A 20,093-nucleotide genomic window follows, 5' to 3' on the forward strand; every position below is an offset into this window, starting at 1 on the left:
TCCTGCCCCCGGACGGGAACGCGTCGGCAAACTCGGCGACGGGGCGCTCCGTTCGCAAGGCAGACAGGAATGACGATCGATGTCCTTTTTCTCGCGGTGGTTTAAGTTCAATTCCCAAGACATGGCGATCGACCTGGGCACCGCCAATACGGTGGTCTATGTCCGCGGCAAGGGCATCGTGCTCAACGAACCCTCGGTCGTCGCGATGGAGACGCTGAACGGCCATCGCCGCGTGAAGGCGGTCGGTGACGACGCCAAGCTGATGATGGGCAAGACCCCCGACAGCATCGAGGCGATCCGCCCCCTGCGCGACGGCGTCATCGCCGACATCGACATCGCCGAGGAGATGATCAAGCATTTCATCACCAAGGTGCACGGTGGCAAGCCCAACGCGTTCCGCAGTCCCGAGATCGTGATCTGCGTCCCCAGTGGCTCGACCAGCGTCGAGCGCCGCGCGATCCGCGACGCCGCGTCGAACGCTGGCGCCAGCGAAGTGTGGCTGATCGAGGAACCGATGGCCGCCGCGATCGGCGCCGACATGCCGGTGACCGAACCGATCGGGTCGATGGTCGTCGACATCGGCGGCGGCACCACCGAAGTCGCGGTGCTCTCGCTCCGCGGTCTCGCCTACACCACCTCGGTCCGCGCCGGCGGCGACAAGATGGACGAGGCGATCGTCTCCTATGTCCGCCGCCACCACAATCTGCTGATCGGCGAAACCACCGCCGAGCGGATCAAGAAAGATTTCGGCATCGCGCGCATTCCCGCCGACGGCGTCGGGATGACGATCCACATCAAGGGCCGCGACCTCGTCAACGGCGTGCCCAAGGAAATCTCGATCAACCAGGCGCAGATCGCCGAGGCGCTGTCGGAGCCGATCGGCACGATCGTCGAGGGCGTGCGCATCGCGCTCGAGAATACGGCGCCCGAACTCGCCGCCGACATCGTCGACCAAGGCATCGTCCTGACCGGCGGCGGCGCGCTGATCGCCGAGCTCGACGAGCTGCTGAAAGACGCGACGGGGCTGCCCGTCACGGTGGCCGACGATCCGCTGACCTGCGTCGCGATCGGCACCGGCCGCGCGATGGAAGACCCCGCCTTCCGCGGCGTGCTCCAGCAAGCCTGATATCGGATAGCAACGCTTTATGGTCCGCCCGGCAGCTCGGCGTCCGGGGCAATCCCGAAAGGCCCAGACGAGCCTGTTCGTCGCCTATGTCATTGCGGTGACCGGGGCGGTGACGGGCCTGTTGCTGGCGATCCTGTCGGTTGCCGACCCCGTGGGTTTCGCGGCGCTGCGCGTCGCGAGCCATGAGGTCACCGCGCCCGTCGCGCGCGGCACCCGTTCGGTCATCGGCTCGATCTCGGGCATCGACGATGCGGTGTCGGCCTATGTGAGCGCGGGATCGCAGAACAGCCGGTTGCGCGCCGAACTCGCCGACGCGCGCCGCCAGCTGGTCGCGACGAGCGCGCTGCAGGAAGAGAACCGCCAGCTCAAGACGCTGCTGAAGTTGCAGGAAGCCGACAAGACCGGGGTCGCCAACGGCTATCTGCTCACCTCGACATCGACCAGCAGCAAGCGCATCGCGCTGCTCAGCATCGGGCGCAATGTCGGGGTGGCGGCGGGACAGCCAGTGCGCGGCGCCGACGGGCTGATCGGTCGCGTGCTGTCGAGCGGCCCTTCGGTGTCGCAGGTGCTGCTGCTGACCGACGTCGACAATATCGTACCGATCCGCCGCGCGCGCGACGGCCTGCCCGCGCTCGCCTATGGCCGCGGCAACGGCGACCTCGACATCCGCACGCTCAACATCGCGAACAACCCGTTCAAGCCGGGCGACATCATGGTCACCTCGGGCACCGGCGGGCTCTATCCGCCCAATGTGCCGGTGGCGATCATCGTGCGCCGGACGAGCGAGGGCGCGCTCGCACGCCCGCTCGCCGATCCGGCCAAGGTCGATGCGGTGTCGGTGCTGCGTCCCTATACGCCCGACAATATCGAGGCGCAGGCCGCGCACCCGGCCGCACCGGCTGCGGCGCCCGCGCCCAAGACCGCGCCATGAACCGCGCCGCCGCGCCCTTGCAGCGCGAACCCGCGTCGCGGTGGCGCATGCAGGCCGTACCCGTCGCGACGGTGATGTTCGCCTCGGCGCTGCCGCTGATGCTACCGATGGTCGCAAGCTCGCCGGTGTTGCCGCCGCTCGGGCTGCTGCTGTTCCTCTGCTGGCAATTGCTGCGGCTCGAGATGTGGCCGGTGTGGATCGGCCTGCCGCTCGGCCTGTGGGACGATCTGTTCAGCGGCGCGCCGATCGGCACCGCGGTCGGCCTGTGGACGCTCGCGACGATCGCGATCCATTATTTCTCGCAGCGCGTCTATTGGCGCGGCTTCATCCACGACTGGGGCGTCGCGGCGCTGCTGGTCGCCGCGATCCAGGCGCTCGCCGCGCTGATCGCGCATCCCGACGCGCATATGGGCCGCGTGCTCGGCCTCGTCGCGCCGCAAATCGTCATCTCGGCGCTGCTCGTCCCGCTCTTCCTTCGCCTGACCGGCAAGTTTGACAATTTCCGCCTGAAACGCCGATAGTTCACGCCCAATGTTTGGTAAGAAAAGCCCACCGATCACCGAAGCCTGGAGGGGCATGACCTTCACGCGCCGCGCGATGCTGGTCGGAGGCGGACAGATGGTCATCGGCGGCGCGCTCGCGGCGCGCATGGCCTATATATCGATCATCGACAACGACCATTATGTCCTTGAATCGGAAAGCAATCGTGTCAATTTGACCTTGGTCCCGCCGCGCCGCGGCTGGATCGTCGACCGGCGCGGCAAGGCGCTGGCGAACAACCGCGTGAGCCTGCGCATCGACCTGATCCCCGACCGGCTCCACGACAAGGAACTGGTGCTGAGGCAGCTCCGCACATTGCTGCGGCTCGACGGCGACGCGATGGAGCGGATCAACCGCGACCTGAAAGCGGCGTCGGGTTTCCAACCGGTCGCGGTCGCCGAGGATCTGTCCGAGGCCGATTATGCGTCGATCCTCGTCCGCCTGCCCGACCTGCCCGGCGTCGCGCCGCAGCGCGGCTTTGCGCGCAATTATCCGACGGGCGCCGCTGTCGGGCATCTGATCGGCTATGTCGGCGCGCCGACCGCCGAGGAATATCAGGCGGCGAACAAGGACCCGCTCTACATCACCCCCGGCTTTCGCGTCGGCAAGGACGGGCTGGAGAAATACTTCCAGCCGATGTTGCGCGGCGAGCCCGGCGCCAAGCGCGTCGAGGTCACCGCGCGCGGCAAGGTGGTGCGCGAGCTCGACACCACCGAGGACAAGCAGGGCAAGACCGTCCACCTGACGATCGACGCCGATTTGCAGGAATATATCGCGCGGCGTATGGGGCGCGAATCGGGCGCCGCGGTGGTCATCGACTGCGACAATGGCGACATCCTGTCCTTCGTTTCTATGCCCAGCTTCGACCCGAACAGCTTTTCGGACGGGATCAGCAATTCGGAATATAGCTGGCTGCGCGCCGACGACCACCAGCCGCTTATCAACAAGGCGACCCGCGGCCTCTATCCGCCCGGATCGACGCTGAAGCCGATGGCGGCGATCGCCGCGGTCGAACATGGCGTCGACCCCAGCGAGCGCCACACCTGCATCGGCGGCTATCGCCTCGGCAGCCGCTTCTTCCGCTGCCTCGGCACACACGGCAGCGTGGACATGGCGACCGCGATCATGAAGAGCTGCAACAGCTATTTCTACTGGCTCGCGCACCGCCTGGGCTATGACGCCTTCGCTCCCACGGCGAAGATGCTTGGGCTCGGCGAGGAATTCCAGCTCGCGGGCAGCAACCAGCGCTACGGCACCATCCCCGACAGCGCGTGGAAGATGCGCAAATACGACCAGGCCTGGTCGGCGTCGGATTCGCTGAACGCGATCATCGGCCAAGGCTATGTCAGCGTGAACCCGCTGCAGCTCGCGGTGATGGCGGCGCGGATCGCGTCGGGGCGCAAACTCTATCCGCGCCTCGTCAACCGCCAGTTCCGCAACGATCCCCTGCCCTATTCGGCCGACGCCCTTGCGGTCGCGCGCCACGGCATGGACCTCGTCGTCAACGGCCCGGGCGGGACCGCGGGGCGCAGCCGCCTGCCGCTCGACGGCATCGCGATGGCGGGCAAGACCGGCACCGCGCAGGTGCGGGGGCTCAACACCGGCAACGGCAAGAGCGGGTCGTGGCGGTTCCGCGACCACGGCCTGTTCGTCTGCTTCGCGCCGGTCGACAAACCCAAATATGCCGCGGGCATCGTGATCGAGCACGGTATGGGCGGCAGCCGCGCCGCGGCGCCGGTGGCGAAGGACTTCATGACCTTCCTCTACGACCGCGAAAAGGCGATGGAGGCGCTCGAGACGTTCGAGGCCGGCTGGGGCGGGACGATCAAGGAGCGCATGGACCGCGACTATATGGCGTGGAAGACGGGCGCGTCGAGCGACCCCGATCCGGAGATCCCGCAATGATCCCGGTCCCAGCCGCCGTCCAGCGCGTCCCGTGGAAGCTGATTGCGATCCTCTCGGGCATTACCGGTTTCGGGCTGCTCGTCCTCTATTCGGCCGCAGGCGGCAATTGGTCGCCCTGGGCGCTGCAACAGGGCGTGCGCTTCCTCGTCTTCCTGACCGTCGCGCTCGTCATCGGGCGCTTCAACATCAAGATTTTCGAGGATTTCGCCTATCTCGGCTATATCGGCATATTGATCTTGCTGATCGCGGTCGAACTGCTGGGCTTCGTCGGCGGGGGCAGCCAGCGCTGGCTCAACCTGGGGTTCATGAACCTCCAGCCCTCCGAGCTGATGAAGGTCGCGATCGTGCTCGCGCTCGCGCGCTTCTATACCCAGCTCCCCCCGGGCAGCACGCGAACCTGGACCGCGCTGTGGCCCGCGCTGGTGATGATCGGCTTTCCCGCGGCGCTGGTGATGCTCCAGCCCGACCTCGGCACTGCGCTCGCGATCTGCATCGGCGGGGTGATCGTGATGTTCTGCGCCGGCCTGCCCTTCTGGTGGTTCGGCAGCACCGCCGCGGCGGGCGTCGCCGCGCTGCCGATCCTCTTCTCCTTCCTCCACGACTATCAGCAGAAACGCGTGCTGATCTTCCTCGACCCCGAAAGCGATCCCTTGGGCGCGGGCTATCATATCAGCCAGTCGAAGATCGCGATCGGATCGGGCGGCATCGGCGGCAAGGGCTTCCTCAACGGGTCGCAGAGCCACCTCGATTACCTGCCCGAGGGGCATACCGACTTCATCTTCGCCACCATGGCCGAGGAATGGGGGCTAATCGGAGGGCTGGTGCTGCTCGGGCTCTTCTTCCTGCTGCTGCGCTGGTCGACGCGCGTGGCGCTGAATGCGCGCACGCGCTTCGGCCAGCTAGCCGCCGCGGGGCTGACGATGACGATCTTTTTCTACATCGCGATCAACCTGATGATGGTGATGGGGCTCGCGCCGGTGGTCGGCATCCCGCTGCCGCTCTTCTCCTATGGCGGGTCGTCGATGCTGACGATCATGACCTGCGTCGGCATTGTGCTGGCGATCGAGAATGACACGAAAAAGGCCGGCGGACGGTTCCGCTGAAAAAATAGTCGGCAAAAACGCGCACGGGCCATTGCCATCCCCGCAAGGCCATGATAGCGGGCCGCTCGCTTCGCAGCAAAGGGGACTTCCCCCGGCCTTCGAAGCCCGCCGGAAACGGCAGTGGACGCATAGCTCAGTTGGTAGAGCAGCTGACTCTTAATCAGCGGGTCCTAGGTTCGAGCCCTAGTGCGTCCACCATTTCCTTCAAAGACTTAGCGGCCAATCTTGAGCGATTTATAAACTGCTGCTGATAACGTGTAAGCACCGGGTAAGCACGCAATGGGCGGCGGAAGTCGAGTTTAATCAAACATTATCGGTAGCTTACGCCAATTCTCGCCGCCGACTTGCGGGCCGAAATGTCACGGCGCGGTCAGTTTTTTTGATGTGTCTTCCCCATCGCTTCATCGCTTGGCGCTTCTCCTCCTGATACGGGTAGCATTGGTACACTCCAACAATGCCGCTCTTCGTCCCGGAGAGATGACTGAGAACGGACTCGATGATTTCCGTCCGGATCTGCAAGGCTTGCATTCCTGTTGCCACGGTCCGACGAATATCGTGAATCCGCCAAGGCGCCAAAACGGCGCCCTCCTCCCCCGACGACCTCATTTTTCTAACGATCATGGCGTCCCATTTCTCTTTAGCTTTCGAGAATGCACTCAGGCGCGTCCCGGAGCTCGACTGAAACACCAAACCATGTGACGGCCAATCTTTCCCAAGGGCGACGGCGTCGAGCAGCGCGATTGTGGCCCCCGACGCAAGGTGGTTTCGGTCGAACCAGACCGAACTATATCGATCCGATGACCGAGGATTACGTGGATTTCTGGGAGCTTGTAAAGACCAATCCGAACTGCAGCGGTCTGGAAATTGGAGCGGGTAGCGGGAATCGGCTTTGAGCGTACCTTGATTTTAGCGAACGCCTGACCTGCGGAAAACCGTGGCTCACAGGGCAATTCGATTCCTGTTTTCCGCGCCGAACCACCTTCACGACGTATGAGGGCAGCAGCAGCATTCCTACCGCCAATCGGCGGCCGCGGCGCTATGACCGCAAACGACCGATGACGGTCGTTGGCCGCACTTAACTCGCGGTGCGAAAGCAGTCGTAAATTGGCACTTAGGTGTTGAGCCGTCATGGGACGATCGACAGAATCGTCGGTAGCTTGACGGAGCTAACGATTCGGCCCCGAATGATGTATCAAGCTAAATAGGCCTATCGGCCAGCCATCGGTTTACTAGGCTGTCATAGCCACGAAGTGGGAGCCTCCAGTGCGGCCAAAGATTGCGATAGGCATCACGACCTATGTGGATATTTCCGGTAGGGAATTTGGCGCAGCAATCTATCAGGCGCATGAAGAAACTTCCAAGCGCCTCACACCGAACAAAATTCGAATATGGTCGGCAAAACATGACGTCGGAACGGCATATGATTTCGGCTCATTATGGCTCACCGTTATGCCCTTTGAAAAGCGGGAAGGAAAAGGACCCGACAAGGGCAAGCTCATAGAAAAGGGCGAGTTTCATGTTGGTGCGGAGTGGAGCCGCACGGGCTCTCTTGCAGGCCGCGGCAGGGTAGATTTTCGACCGGAGATTGATCGTTCGCTGTGCGACACGCTTTCGATAGAGTTTAACTATGATCCGAAAATTGATTGGTCTGTTTTGTTCGAGCGTATCGTGGATGTTTGTAAGCCTGCGTACGGGATGCTGCACCTCTTTACAGAATTAGAATTGTCTCGTTCTGAGGGAAAGGATCGCTTCGAACGCTTCGACGGACCGCTTGTAGGGGAAGGTTCGTTTACTAGTTGGAAGACTTCTGAGGGCCATTGGAGAAGCCCCGACAAGTGGCAATTGGCTGAACGCCGATACTATCGATTTTTGCCGCAGCTTTCGTGGGCTAACTATTTTGGATCAGAGTTCGACGGCGAGGTTGATGCCATGCGCCGCAAAACCGGTGCAGGCGGCATCCAAAGAAATGAGGATGGGCGCTTTCTGCGGATCACCGATGCAATTTCCGATGTTATCGACCGCCAGGAATTTTTCGACACCGAGCGAGAGAAACTTAAGTCGTGTTTTGCTGACGGATTTTTTCGCTGGTAATTCAAGCTGAGAACTGCGTAGCCGTGAATGTTTTATCCGCTGTCGAACATTAAGGCGCCGACGAATGTCGGGTTTGCCAGATTTGTGTGCAAAAGCGGCCATTCAGCTTCCACCCCATTTCGGACGTTCGCCAGGATCGGGCGTGAACGTCTGAAATGGGGTGGCAAGCGGACGTCAGTCCGTGACTACCGCTTCCCCAATGAAGCGCCCCTCCCACAGGTAAAATTTACGCGCTCGACGCATTGTCTCCGCACCTTCGGAAGAAAGAAAGACGAAGCCCACTTGCCGCTTCGTTCCCGGCTCTAACGGGCGATCGGCCAATTGCAGTCGGGCATCCCACCCTCCCTTGCTGGTCCGCTTTTCAGTGAAGCAGGGACAACCATAGCCGGGCTGGATGGCAGTTGATCTGCCGCCATCATCGGGTGGATAAATGAGCACCTCGGCGATCAGATCGGGCGCCCTCGTTTGCCAAGGTTCGATTGTCATGATCTGGAGTGTATGCGGCCGTCCGCCAGTGTCCGCAATCGGTCGTTTCCAGACATTGGCGCTGAGGTCTCCGAAGGTCCGCTAACAGCCGATTCCCGCGACCGCCGAGCATCTCCAAGACCAAAATGGCCAATAAAATAAGCTGATTATAATGGCTTATGCAGCCATGGAGGTAGCAGGAATCTAAATAAGCCGGTAAATATTTGATCTGTTTGTAATATGGTAAGATGCTTCTTAGATATGCCCCCAAAGATGCCCCCTGCGCGCCGCGAGTGGCGACGGCTTCGATGATCCTCCTATCGCCGCGCGCTGCACCTTCCTTGGCAATTGGCTGCGATTGGCCGGTTGGAGACTGTCTGCTTTTAGGTATCAAATAAAGAGAGAGGACGTTTCGTGCGAAGGCTGGGCAGTTGAACCCGGTCAAGTCCGCGTCGAATTTTGCCCGGCAGTTCCGCCCCCGGCGCCATTCTTGGCATTTGGCGTGCTGCCAAAACCTTTTCGCCGTGCGTTGAGCCCTTATGAGCGAAACGATTCAGTCCCTGCAGAAGAAAATGGAAGCGGCCGCCGAAGCTCTGGACTTCGAGGAAGCCAAACGATGCCGCGACAAGATCAGCCTGATGCGCGACGGCGCGTCGGCCGCTGCAGCCGAGGAGGCGGATTTTTCCGGACTGACACGCCAGCAGCCCGGGGCGATGGGTCTTGGCACCAGCCGGCAAAAGATGAAGCCCTCTCCCGGTTGGCGACCGCCACCCACCCCCGATCCCATGACAACCGGTCGTAGCAAGCGGCGCAAATAGTGCCAGAAAACGCCCAGAATGCGATCTTGGCCCTACTCGCCGATCGATCGGCTGACGCATCGATCTGCCCGAGCGAGGTCGCACGCGCGATCTCGACCGACGACGATTGGCGCGCATCGATGCCGACAGTACACACGGCGATCGACGCCCTGCTTCAGGAAGGAATTATCCAGTTGAGCTGGAAGGGCCGATGCCTCGAGAAGCGAACCGGGCCTTACCGGATCAGCCGCCTGCGCCGCTGCTAGGCACGTCGGGGCAGGCGAGCGGGACGTCCGAAGCTACTCGGCAAAGGCGGCATTCTCGGCGAGCGCTTCGATAATTGCATCGCAGAATGCCGGCAGATCCTCGGGGCTCCGGCTCGTTATGATGTTACCGTCGATTTGCCTCCTCGGCTGCCAGAACGGCGAGCGCGAGGCGCACGCCATCGCGCTGTCCGCGCGCGTAATCCTCGCTCAAATATCGTCTCCCGCCACCGTCGCCCTATTGGCTCGCCTGCTCTTTGCCTGGCTCGTCAGTCTAGCGTGATCCGCGCATAAGGCGGCGCACGACATCTTCATTGCGGATCCGGCGCCAGCGCGCCTCGACGAAGCTGTGGACGCCGAACATAAAGAGGCCCGCGGCGACGAGGATATAAAGCTCCTTGTTCTCGGTCAGCGCCGATAGCGCATCGCCCAAGCCCTTCACTTCGCCCGCCGAGCCGAACCAGCCCGCCTTGACGAGCGAAAAGCCGATAACGCCGAATACCACCGCGCGCGCCGCTAGACCGGCCCGGCCAACAGGCACCGCCCACGCCGAAGCGCCGGGTTCGAGATCGCGCATGAACTCGGTAGTCCAGGCCTTCATCGCTTGATGCGCCGCGGCGGCGATGAAGGCCGCTCCGATGAGGCCCAACAGGGTCGCACCAAGCGGCAGGTCGAGCAGCATGCCGGCTGCCTCCTTCTCGCGCTCGCCGTTGCCGCCCGCGGTCTCGCCCGACGCGAGCCGGATCGCCGCCCAGGCAAGCAGGAAATGCGCGATGCCGCTCGCGGCGTAGCCGGTACGGATCGCGAGTCCTTTCGGCTCGCTCCCTTTACCCTCGCTATCAAGCGCTGCGCCATAAAGCCGATAGGCGCCGTAGAGCGCGAGGCCGGCGCCGAGAAGCAGCAGGAGGACCGATCCCGCAGGCATGTCGCGTACCGACCGGAAGACGCCTTGCGGGCTTGCGTCCGACGCGCCCGCACCGGTCATCGCAAACACCGCCAGCAGGCAATAGACGACGCCGCGCGCGCACCAACCGACCCGCGCGAAGGTTTCGAGTTGCCGAAGTCTGTTCATCATGCCTGCTCCCGTTGATCGTTATCGAGCGAACGCCCCGACGAGGTGCTTGTTCCGGTCGCCACTCGCCCCAAGCGATGAACCGAACCATGGAGAACCCAGCGGATTATTCGGGCGCGGACACACAGCGGGAGAGCCAAAAGCGATGAGGGAAATCGAAAAAAGCCCGAAGCTGGAAGCCGATTTCCGTCTGCCGATTTTGGCCTAGCAGGCTACGCGTAGCTCGGCCGCTAGGCACCCTAGCGCCAGCTCCCGCGCAGTTGCTCGAATGCAAATCGCTGCGCCTCGCCAGCTTTGCGGATAACCGCATCGCCGCCGGGGCGCCTCGCGATATTCCCCCGAGATTAGGATCGCCTGCGCTTCGCGAGCAAGCACGGGCCGAGGCATCATAGGTGTCGATCGCCGCGAACACCCAACCGCCACCGTGCGTACCGGCCAGGATCAAGATAAGAGTTCAATTCAACGCGACTTCAAAAAGGCGGGTGCCGCAAGCCAGGCTCGCGGCACCCGAAGAAAGAGCTTTGCAGTTGCGCTCGCTCTAGAACTTGATGCGGATACCTGCGCGGCCACCGGCACCCTCGCGATCACGCAGGCCATTGTTGCTGCCGAACGAGCGCGTATAGTGGCCCTCGAAGAAGCCGCTGACGCCTTCGCTCTGGGCGATGGTGACGCCGACGATCGCTTCGCCATAATCGTCGATGCGATTGTTGGTGAAGGCCAAGGTCTGGCCGCCGCCGGTGAAGATCACCCGGTCTTTGCCCTTGAATTCGCGGACATAGTTGCCGCCGGCGTAGAGGGCGACTTCCGAACCGCTGAGGTTGAACGACCCGCCGATGCGGCCGCCGAAGCGCCCGCGCAGGCCTTCGTCCTCGTCGAAGCCGATCGTCGTTCCGAGCGGGGTCAGATCGTCGAAGTCGTTCTTGACGTAGGAGATGCTCGCGGCGGGTTCGACGAAGAAGCTGTCATTGCCGAAGCGAAAGCCCGCTTCGCCGCGCGCGCCATAGACGCTGCCGTTCAGATCCTGTTGAAAGCCCGCCCCGCTAACCTTGGTATCGGCCCAGATATAGTCATATTTGCCGAGCGCGTTGACGAAGAAGTTACCCGCCGAATAGCTGCCATAGGCGCCGCCGTTGACGACGTCGAAGCGCAGCCGGTCGGCCGAGCCCGCGAAGTTCATCGACGAGGTCAGATAGCCGCCGGTGACGCCGAAGGCGAAGCCGCCGGGCTCGCCGCTACCGCCGCTCACGTCAAAACCGAGCTGACCGCCGAAATAGTCCTGCTGATATCCGGTGTTGGTCAGGCCCGACTGGCCGAACGCGTTGAAACTGCGCTGGCCCTCGCGCTTCTCGACAGAGCCGTGGATCTGGATCCATGTCCGTCCGGCGACGTCGCCACCGCCCTGCGTCCACAGGGCATCGCGGCGAGCACGCAGCTGCGCAGACACGACGTCGGCCGATTTGAGCCACAGGCTGCGCACCCCTTCCGAATAATTGATCGTGCGGAATGCGGCATCGCTGGGAGCGGCGGTGAGGAAGAAGGTTCCGTCGGCCGCATTATTCTGGATTTCAAAACGCACGAAGCCCAGATTCTGCGACCCGCCTGCCAGATCGAAGGCGTCCGCCGCCGATCCGATCCCGGCGCGGACCACTACCGTGCCTGGGTTGAACACCGGCGTGCTGCCAGCGGCTTGGTTGAGCACGACGATGGTGTTGCCGCTCGCCAAGCCGCCTACGATCAGCTGATCGGCGACAGTGGTCGTGCCAGTCAGAATATCGAGACCCAGTGTGCCGTTCGCGCCGGCATAGGTGCCCGGCAAGGTGAGCGTGTCACCCGCGCGCCCGTTGCGCAGATCGATCGTGCCGCTGTTGGCCAGGCTTTCGAGGCCGGTGAAGGTGGGGGTAACGACGGCGGTCGCTCCGCTGCCGATGAGGATCGTTCCGCTGTTGGCGAACACGTCGATGCCGCCCCCGAAATCGGGATTGACCCCGACGGTGAAGATGCCGCTGTTGTCCACGCGGTCGGCGCCGGCGGTCAGCCGGATATCCGAGCTGAGATTGCCGCTGTTGTTGATGACGATCGGACCGCCCGTCGCCAGCACCGCAAAGCCATTGGCATTGTTGGCGATCGTCCCGGCATTGTTGAGCGTGCTGCCATTGACCGACGACAGAACAATCGAATTGCCGTTCGCTGCGGTGACATTGCCGTTCGCCGCGAGCGATACGGTCGCATTGTCGCCGCCCGTGACGACAAGCGCATCACCGCCCGCGCCAAGGCTTTGCACCCGTCCGTTGACGGTCGCCGCCGCATCGCCGGTAGCGGTCACGACGACGGTGTCGACCATGGCCCCACTCGACGAGGCGTTGTTGACGATCACATTGGCATTGCCGTTGGTGGCCAAGGCGGTGACCGCCGATGCGTTGCCGCCGAATTCGGCCGTGCCGGTGGTGATCGCCGACCCCGACACCGTCACATTGGTGTTGGCGCCGCTGGCAAAGATCGCCGCGCGGGCAGCGCCTGTGTCATCGGCGAGGGTGGCGAGGGTGGAAACGTTGTTGGCGGAAACCGACACGCCGCCGGTGTCGGAAACGGCGAAGATGCCGCTGCCGCCGCGCCCGCTGGCCACGACATTTCCGGTGGTGAACACGCTGACTTCGCCGCTGTCGGACGAACCGAAGATCGCGGTCGATGCCTGGCCGGTCGAGGTTGCGTTCGCGCCGCGGATGACGACATTGCCGCCGGTCGATGTGGCGCTGACCCCGTTGGTCAGGGTACCGCCGGCGGTGACGCTGGTGAAGCCGATGTCGGCACCGCCCGCGCCCGCGACGGCGCTGATGCCGTCGGCGGCAAAGCCGGTCGTGGTGACGCCAAGCGTATCGACGGTCACTGAGCCGTTATTGGCGATCGCCGAAACACCGTCCGAATTGTCGCCGCCGGTTGCGATATTACCTGTCGAAACGATGACATTGCCGCCGCCGCTTTCGGCCGTCACGCCATTGGCGCGGCCGCCGGTGGTGACGATGTCGCCGGTGGTGAAGATGACGTCACCGGTTGCGGCGCTTGCGTCGACCCCCGCGGCGCTAAGACCGGCGGTCGAAACATTACGCGTGGTGACGGCAACGTCGCCGGTCCCCGAAGCGCGCGCGACGACCGCGGTGGAATTGGGCAGGAAGAAGAAGTCGCTGCCCGCCGTGCCGGTGGTGGTGACGTCGCGCGCGATGACAGTGACGTTGGAATCGGTGCCGCCGATCGCCCGCACGCCGCCCGACAATTGCCCGGTGGTGCGAACGTCGTTGACATTGACCACAACCGGTCCGGCGGTGCTCGCGACATCCACGGCGTTGCTGTTGCCACCCGCGGTGCTGATCGTGCCGCCGTTGGTGACGGTGACGCCGCCGGGACCGGTGGCAAAGATGCCGCGGCTGTTCGCGCCTTGGGTCGTGATATTGCCGGTGACGTTGACGGCGGCGGCGCCGGTGCCCGCAATGGCGCGGACACCGTCGGCGGTTGCGCCGGCGGTGCTGATGCTGTCGCCGTTGACCGTCGCGGTCGCCGATGCCTGTGGCCCGAAGAACAGGACCGCGGCGGGGATCAGCACGCCATTGGCATTGTCGCCGGTGGTGCTGATCGACGTGAAATTGACGTTCGCGCCGGTGACTCCGGTGGCGACGATGCCGTCGGCATTGGCGCCGGTGGTGGTGATCGTGCCGCCGTCGACGGTAACGGTGCCGGCGGAGGTGACGTTGATCGCATCGGCGTTGAGGCCGGAGGTTCCGATCGTGCCCGAAGTTACCGACAGCCCACCAGTGCCGTTGATAGCGCGAATGCCGACTGCGTCGGCGCCGCTGGTGGTGATGTTGTCCGAATCGATCGCGATCGTGCCGGTGCCGCCGGTCTGGGCGAGAATGCCGATAGAGCCGGGGTTCAGGAACCCGGCGCTGCCGCCCTCAGTGATGATCGTGCCTGATGTGATGTCGATGTTGCCAAAATCGCTATTGGCGTCGATCGCGGTCGCCGCGGTGCCTGCGGTCCGGATGCTGTTCGACTGGACCCGAATGTCACCGATATCGGTGCTGGCGCTGATTCCGCCGGCGCCGTCACCAAATGTGCGGATCGCATTGGTGTCGACCGAGACATTGCCTTCCGACGAACTCGCGACAACGCCGATCGCATTGTCTCCGGTCGTCAGGATGCGATCCAAAGTGACCGAGATCGGATCGACATTGTTCGAGATCAGCGCGCCGAAGCCGCCGTCCGAATCGGTGGTGATGAGCGTGTTGGTGCCGCCATCGACGGTCAGGGCGCTGTCGCCGACCGCGAGAATACCGATGTTGAAAGTGCCGCTGGTGTCGATGCGGACGCCGTCCTGAAGCACGATCGTCAGATCCGACGGCGGCACGATATAGGTGACGCCATTGTTATACGGGTTGCCGTCGGGACTGCAGGTTACCGTTCCCGCGGTCGCGGGGGCTGCGCCGCACTCGTCCTGGGCCGTGGCCGTGCCGGGCATCGCCAGCAGGAGCATGGCCATCGGGCCGCCGAGAATCGATCCGGCGAGGAAGCGCGCACGCGAGATATCGCGCCCGGAATCCGGGCGGCAAACGTAGGTAACCATGTATGAATTTTCCTTGATGGAGCCGGCACTGTGACGAATGTGCAGCCCCAGATACGTTTGCCGGCGGGAGATGGGTGCATTCGGACTGGAAAATTCGACCTCAGCTCATCGCATTTTTCATTTTAAAACAATTGTATGCCCAAGCATGCCCGCTCATCAGCGCGGATTTTGCCATTTCCGGTCCACAATATTCTAAGCAACGAACAGCAGGTTTTAGCCCAGCCGCCCGCGCCGACCGAGAGAAACCGGGTGCGCGCCAAGCATCCCGGCCGCGCCCCGTATCCGTGTCGAGCCGGTTCCATCTAGGCGGGTGTCCCTATCTCACCGAAAAGCGCGTGGGGAACCTAGGCGGCAGCGATCGATCTCAGAATGTCGTCGGTTGATTGCCCCGTGAGCGTTTTGGACAGCTCTCCCAACAACCGCTCCTCAAGCTCCTTATGGTATAGTTTGCGCATCTCGCCGAGGGTGCTGGGATCCGCAATCACGATAAGCGACTTGATCCCGTTCGACAGGACGGCGGCGTTGAGCGCCGCCGCGACGGAAGCGGCATGGCCCGCCTCTTCATTCTGGCGCGGCGTGTCGCCCTGTCCGGCATTATGTGCAGCTTCATCGCGCGTCGGGAGATCGACAGCCTTCAAGGCTGGCTGATGTTCGGTTCCGCTGTTCCGGAACAGCTGAAACTGGGCGCCATCGGCAACGGCGACATGGGATCCGGGCGGAAGTTGCATGATTGTCTCCAATGGAAATGGCCGCGATCGGGGTGCGGGCGGCTTCAGGATACGCGGGAGGCACGCCGGGGTTGCGCAGAGCCTGATCCGAGGAAGCCGAAGGCCGAACTCGTCAGGGAAATGCAGGCCGCGGTCGCGGAGATTCCGGGCAATAATTACGAGTTCACCCAGCCGATCCAGATGCGGTTCAACGAGCTCCTCTCGGGGGTTAGCGCCGATGTCGCGGTGAAGGTCTTTGGTGACGATCTCGATACCTTGCTCGACGTGGGCAATGCGATCGAGGAGGTCGCGGCCGGGATCGAAGGCGCGCAGGACGTCAGCGTCGAACAGGTCACCGGCTTGCCGATGCTGCAGATCACGCCCGACCGCGCCGCGCTCGCGCGCTTCGACCTCAATGTGAACGACGTCCAGCAGGCCGTCGCCGTCTTGATCGGCCGGGTCCAGGCGGGGCAGATGTTCGAGGGCGATCGCCGCTTCCCGATCACCGTCCGCCTGCCCGAGACTATCCGCGAACGGGTGGACGAGATCGGGCGGCTCCGCATCCCGCTGCCGGGAAGCGGGCCCTCTGTCGATCCGGCGACGGGCATGGCGATGGACGCGGGCCTGCGCGGCATTGTCCCGCTCGCCGACGTCGCCAAGGTCGAGGTTGCGATCGGCCCGAACCAGATCAGCCGCGAGGACGGAAAGCGCCGCGTCGTGGTGACCGCCAACGTCCGCGGCCGCGATCTCGGCTCCTTCATCGAAGAGCTGCAGGCCAAGGTTGGTTCCGAGGTCGAGGTGCCGGCCGGCTACTGGATCGCCCATGGCGGCACGTTCGAGCAGCTGATCTCGGCGGCAAAGCGGCTCCAGCTTGCGGTGCCTGCGGCGTTGCTGCTGATCTTCGCGCTGCTCTACCTGCTGTTCCGCTCGGGCAAGGATGCCGCGGTGGTGTTCTCACGGGGTACCGCTGGCACTCACCGGGGGCGTCGCCGCGCTTTTCCTCCGCGGAATGCCGCTGTCGATCTCGGCCGGGGTGGGCTTTATCGCGCTCTCCGGGGTCGCGGTGCTCTACGGCGTGGTCATGCTAAGCTTTCATCAAACAGCTCCGCGAAAGCGGGGCCGATCTCGAAGAAGCGATCCGCGAAGGCGCCCTCACCCGCTTCAGGCCCGTACTGATGATCGCGCTCGTCGCGAGCCTCGGTTTCGTGCCGATGGCGTTCAACCTCGGCGCCGGCGCCGAGGTCCAACGTCCGCTCGCCACGGTCGTCATCGGCGGGATCGTCTCCTCGGCCATCCTGACCCTGCTCGCGCTGCCGGCGCTCTATCGCATGGTCCATGGCCGCGCGAACAAACAGGAGGCGCCTCCGCCCGCAGAAACGCCAGAGCCCTCGCCAGCCTGAACTTATGCCCCGCGCGCTGGCGCGCGGGGCATTCCCCAATTGACGGCGACCAAGGGATGACTACCCGAACCATCGCCCCACCGGGACCGACAACCCGAAGGCTTTTGCTCGCCCCGCCCTGACCATATGGGTCTCAGGCAGAGCGATGGAACGAATGATCAGCTTTTAGCCGCGGCCGCGTCACGCTCGTCATATTTGATCGAACAGCCGTAGGGCTGGGCAAAGGCCGTGGTCACGGGCTTGCCAGCCGCGTGCTCGTCGAGCGCGGCGCGGACATAATTTTTGGCGTCTGCAAGGTCCTCGACCTTGTTCGTGGGCTTGTCGTCGATACCGCCGGCATAGATGATGCGGCCCTCGCCATCGATCACGCGCATGTCGGGCGTGGTCTTCGCGCCATAGGCGCGGCCAGTCGCACCGGTGGGGTCGAGCAACAGGTGCGTAAAGCCGGCGTCGAAGCGCTGCTTCCAGTTCTTCGCACTCTCGCCCTCGACGAAGCCCTGCTCGCCGGGCGCCGAGGAAATGATCGTCAGCCACACGACGCCGTCTGCAACGGCTTCTTTCTGCAGCTTCTGCATCGCGCCGCTATAATGCTTTTTGACATAGGGGCAGCCTTCGTTTGACCATTCGAGAACCACCGTCTTACCCCGGAAATCGGCGAGCGAGATTTGCTGCCCTTCCGCATTGGCGAGCGTGAAGGCGGGAGCCGCCTGCCCGCCAGCCGCATCGGCGGCCTTCTTCGCGGGCGCCTGATCCTTCGCTTGCTCGGCGGGCTGGCCGCATCCGGCGAGCAGCAGCGCCGATGCCGCGGCGATGGTGAGCATGGAATATTTCATGGATGATCTCCTCTCCGTTTTACATTGGCTTGGGGCTTGCGGCCGCCCGCTTCAGCGCATCGGCAACGATGCCGGGCGTCAGCAGTTGCGGCAAAATTTCGGGCGCGTCCTTGCCCGGCGCATAGACGAGGTAAAGCGGAACGCCCGATCGGCCGAAGCGCTCCAATTCCCGCGCGATCACATCGTCGCGGCGCGTCCAGTCCGCCACCATGTAGACCGTGCCGGTTTCGGCCAGCAGCGCGCGTGTTCCGTCGTTCGAAAGTGCTGCACGTTCATTCACCTTGCAGGTGACGCACCAATCGGCGGTAAAATTTACGAACACGACCTTGCCTTGCGCCCTCGCGGCAGCGACGGCGTCGGCCGACCAAGGCTGGTCCGTCGTCGCCGAACCCGAACCGGGGGCCGCATCGGGGGGCAGCATCGCGGCAGAGCCGGCGGCGGCGATAGCCGCCATCAGGGCGAGTACGGAGCCGATGGTCGAGGCGAGCATACGGCGCCCCGACAGCCGTCCGACCTGCCGCCAGCCCCACAGCGTGAGCGCGAACGCGAGCAGAAGCCCGGCCGCAAGGATGAGCGCGAGTGCGGCGCTGCTCGTCTGACGCGCGAATACCCAGACCAGCCACAGCGCGGCGCCATACATCGGAAAAGCAAGGACCGACTTCAGGCGGCTCATCCACGGCCCGGGTTTCGGAAACCGCCGCAGCAGCGCCGGCGAGAGGCTGATCAGGAGATAGGGCAGCGCCAGGCCCAGTCCGAGCATCGCGAAGATCAGGAGTGCCATGGGTGCTGGCATCAGCAGCGCGGCACCCAGCGCAAACGCCATGAAGGGCGCGGTACAAGGGGCCGCGACAACTACGGCGAGCACGCCGGTGAAGAAGGCCCCGGCCCAACCGGGAAGCCGTGTCAGCCGACTGCCGGCCCCGCTGCCCGGCATCACGACTTCGAACACGCCGGAGAGATTGAGGCCGACCGCCAGCATCAGAAGCGCCAGCGCTGCCGTCACCGTGGGGTTTTGCAAATGGAAACCCCAACCCGCTGCCTCGCCGGCGGACCGGAGGGCGAGCAATATAGCGGCGAGAAGGACGAAGGTCGCGAGCACGCCGAGCAGGAAGGCAAGGCCGTCGCGGCGCGCGTCGCCCGGCGCGTGCGCCGTGGCCGCGAGCGAGGCAGCCTTCATCGCGAGGATCGGGAAGACGCACGGCATCAGATTGAGGATCAGCCCGCCGACCAACGCGAACAGTGCAGCCTGCGCGAAAAGGAGCATGGTCGTCCCGCCCGTTGCCGCGGCCGCAGCCGAAGGGGCGGCGGTGACGGTCCAGGCCCCGCGTGAGGTCGACAGGACGCCCCCGACAGGCTTCGAAAGACCCGCGGCAGCGATGACGCCCCCGGCCTTCATACGAACTTCCAGTCCATCCCCGGTCCATGTGGCTTGCTGTGGAGCGGGATGCTCGACGACGCCGCCGTCGAACGGGAAGAAATAGGCACTGTCGGCAGCCGCTGGCTTCAGCACGGCGCCGCGAACCGACAATATGAGCTCGCCGCCCTCGCGAAATATGCGGGCTTCGAGATCGCCCGTGCGCGGCGCGGCTGCGACAACGCGTTCGATCGCGGCGCCCTCCTGCGCGTTCAGCGGTGGGCCTGCATCGCGGATCGCCAGATCGAGCGTCGCAACGCGCTCGTCGGGAACGCACATATCCTCGCTGCACACCATCGAAAGAACGGTGACGCGGATCGGCAGGGTCGATCCCGGCTTTGCCGATGCCGGTATTTCGATCGGCACAGGAAGATAGACCTGCCGCGAATAGCCGTAGTTCATCAGCCCCTTGATCGGCTGCCGCTCGGGGATCGGCCACAATATCGGTCCCGCCGAAGCACCCGGGGGCAGCGACCAGGCCAGTTCGGTTGCGCCGCCCGAATCGCCGGGGTTGCGCCAATAGGTATGCCAGCCGGGCTTGATGTCCTGGCGCACCGCAACGATCGCGGTCGAGCCCGGCGCCGCCCATTGGTGCATGGCGACGAGCGACACTTCGATATTTTCCGAGCGCATCGTCTGCGCCGAAGCGGGCGCGGCCGCCATGGCCGCGAGATACAGCGCCGAGAACAAGACGAGGATCAAGCGAATCATAGAGCGAACCGGCCGATCAATTAGTTCCGAGCGCCGCCTCCCCGTCATGCGGCGTTCCCGACATGATCACTAGAATGTCGCAACTTTATGGCAAGGACGGCGGGACACGCCTCTACAAGCGAC

15 protein-coding genes, 1 tRNA gene and 1 pseudogene are annotated in these 20,093 nt (G+C 64.0%); 11 read left to right on the top strand and 6 right to left on the bottom strand.

Annotated elements, in window-relative coordinates:
• The first annotated feature begins 79 nt into the window (after window positions 1-79).
• The 7 genes from BWQ93_RS08095 to BWQ93_RS08130 all read left to right on the top strand — a co-directional run bounded on the left by BWQ93_RS08095 (window position 80) and on the right by BWQ93_RS08130 (window position 7,696).
• On the top strand, window positions 80-1,126 hold the full coding sequence (locus BWQ93_RS08095; RefSeq protein ID WP_077030091.1) for a rod shape-determining protein: 1,047 nt from the start codon (window positions 80-82) through the stop codon (window positions 1,124-1,126).
• 19 nt (window positions 1,127-1,145) lie between these two features.
• Window positions 1,146-2,057 carry a rod shape-determining protein MreC gene (gene mreC, locus BWQ93_RS08100; RefSeq protein WP_077030092.1) on the top strand — a complete coding sequence of 304 codons (912 nt, stop codon included), beginning with the start codon at window positions 1,146-1,148 and terminating at the stop codon, window positions 2,055-2,057.
• Entirely contained in the window at window positions 2,054-2,578 is a 525-nt protein-coding gene (locus BWQ93_RS08105) for a rod shape-determining protein MreD (protein WP_077030093.1), read from the top strand. The genes mreC and BWQ93_RS08105 overlap by 4 nt, the downstream gene beginning before the upstream one ends.
• A gap of 55 nt (window positions 2,579-2,633) precedes the next feature.
• Entirely contained in the window at window positions 2,634-4,502 is a 1,869-nt protein-coding gene (mrdA, locus tag BWQ93_RS08110; protein ID WP_232314767.1) for a penicillin-binding protein 2, read from the top strand.
• On the top strand, window positions 4,499-5,605 hold the full coding sequence (gene rodA, locus BWQ93_RS08115; protein WP_077030095.1) for a rod shape-determining protein RodA: 1,107 nt from the start codon (window positions 4,499-4,501) through the stop codon (window positions 5,603-5,605). The genes mrdA and rodA overlap by 4 nt, the downstream gene beginning before the upstream one ends.
• A 122-nt stretch (window positions 5,606-5,727) precedes the next feature.
• Window positions 5,728-5,803 (top strand) — tRNA-Lys (locus tag BWQ93_RS08120).
• A 1,065-nt stretch (window positions 5,804-6,868) separates the two neighbouring features.
• Window positions 6,869-7,696 (top strand): hypothetical protein, encoded by an 828-nt coding sequence (locus BWQ93_RS08130; RefSeq protein ID WP_156878178.1) that lies wholly within the window; start codon window positions 6,869-6,871, stop codon window positions 7,694-7,696.
• A gap of 174 nt (window positions 7,697-7,870) precedes the next feature.
• Here BWQ93_RS08130 and BWQ93_RS08135 read toward each other — a convergent pair whose 3' ends face one another.
• Window positions 7,871-8,182, bottom strand: a complete 312-nt coding sequence (locus tag BWQ93_RS08135; protein ID WP_077030098.1) for a hypothetical protein — start codon at window positions 8,180-8,182, stop codon at window positions 7,871-7,873.
• A 518-nt stretch (window positions 8,183-8,700) separates the two neighbouring features.
• On the opposite strand from BWQ93_RS08135, the gene BWQ93_RS08140 reads away from it, so the two are divergent.
• Window positions 8,701-8,979 (top strand): UvrB/UvrC motif-containing protein, encoded by a 279-nt coding sequence (locus BWQ93_RS08140; RefSeq protein WP_077030099.1) that lies wholly within the window; start codon window positions 8,701-8,703, stop codon window positions 8,977-8,979.
• Complete coding sequence (locus BWQ93_RS08145) at window positions 8,979-9,224, top strand: DUF3253 domain-containing protein (RefSeq protein WP_077030100.1); 246 nt, start codon at window positions 8,979-8,981, stop codon at window positions 9,222-9,224. Before BWQ93_RS08140 ends, BWQ93_RS08145 begins: the two co-directional genes overlap by 1 nt.
• Before the next feature lie 271 nt (window positions 9,225-9,495).
• On the opposite strand, the gene BWQ93_RS08150 is transcribed toward BWQ93_RS08145, so the two are convergent.
• The 3 genes from BWQ93_RS08150 to BWQ93_RS08160 all read right to left on the bottom strand — a co-directional run bounded on the left by BWQ93_RS08150 (window position 9,496) and on the right by BWQ93_RS08160 (window position 15,633).
• Window positions 9,496-10,296: a DUF1206 domain-containing protein gene (locus tag BWQ93_RS08150; protein WP_077030101.1), complete on the bottom strand. Its 801-nt coding sequence runs from the start codon at window positions 10,294-10,296 to the stop codon at window positions 9,496-9,498.
• Between the two features lie 535 nt (window positions 10,297-10,831).
• Window positions 10,832-14,821 carry a beta strand repeat-containing protein gene (locus BWQ93_RS08155; RefSeq protein ID WP_156878179.1) on the bottom strand — a complete coding sequence of 1,330 codons (3,990 nt, stop codon included), beginning with the start codon at window positions 14,819-14,821 and terminating at the stop codon, window positions 10,832-10,834.
• A 428-nt stretch (window positions 14,822-15,249) separates the two neighbouring features.
• Window positions 15,250-15,633 (bottom strand): baeRF12 domain-containing protein, encoded by a 384-nt coding sequence (locus BWQ93_RS08160; RefSeq protein ID WP_077030103.1) that lies wholly within the window; start codon window positions 15,631-15,633, stop codon window positions 15,250-15,252.
• 120 nt (window positions 15,634-15,753) lie between these two features.
• On the opposite strand from BWQ93_RS08160, the pseudogene BWQ93_RS21495 reads away from it, so the two are divergent.
• Both BWQ93_RS21495 and BWQ93_RS21500 read left to right on the top strand, forming a co-directional pair.
• A pseudogene (locus BWQ93_RS21495) lies at window positions 15,754-16,509 on the top strand (efflux RND transporter permease subunit); the annotation flags it as partial.
• 239 nt (window positions 16,510-16,748) lie between these two features.
• A complete protein-coding gene (locus BWQ93_RS21500; RefSeq protein ID WP_443029375.1) occupies window positions 16,749-17,012 on the top strand; it encodes an efflux RND transporter permease subunit in 264 nt (87 codons plus the stop codon).
• A gap of 158 nt (window positions 17,013-17,170) precedes the next feature.
• Here the strand turns inward: BWQ93_RS21500 and BWQ93_RS08170 are convergent, their stop codons facing one another.
• Together BWQ93_RS08170 and BWQ93_RS08175 are read right to left on the bottom strand one after the other, a co-directional pair.
• Complete coding sequence (locus BWQ93_RS08170) at window positions 17,171-17,845, bottom strand: thioredoxin family protein (protein ID WP_156878180.1); 675 nt, start codon at window positions 17,843-17,845, stop codon at window positions 17,171-17,173.
• 19 nt (window positions 17,846-17,864) lie between these two features.
• Window positions 17,865-19,961, bottom strand: coding sequence for a protein-disulfide reductase DsbD family protein (locus tag BWQ93_RS08175; protein WP_232314768.1), 2,097 nt, complete (start codon window positions 19,959-19,961; stop codon window positions 17,865-17,867).
• Window positions 19,962-20,093 lie beyond the last annotated feature (132 nt).

The sequence above is a fragment of the Sphingopyxis sp. QXT-31 genome (assembly GCF_001984035.1).
In the GTDB taxonomy this organism is placed as follows: Bacteria; Pseudomonadota; Alphaproteobacteria; order Sphingomonadales; family Sphingomonadaceae; genus Sphingopyxis.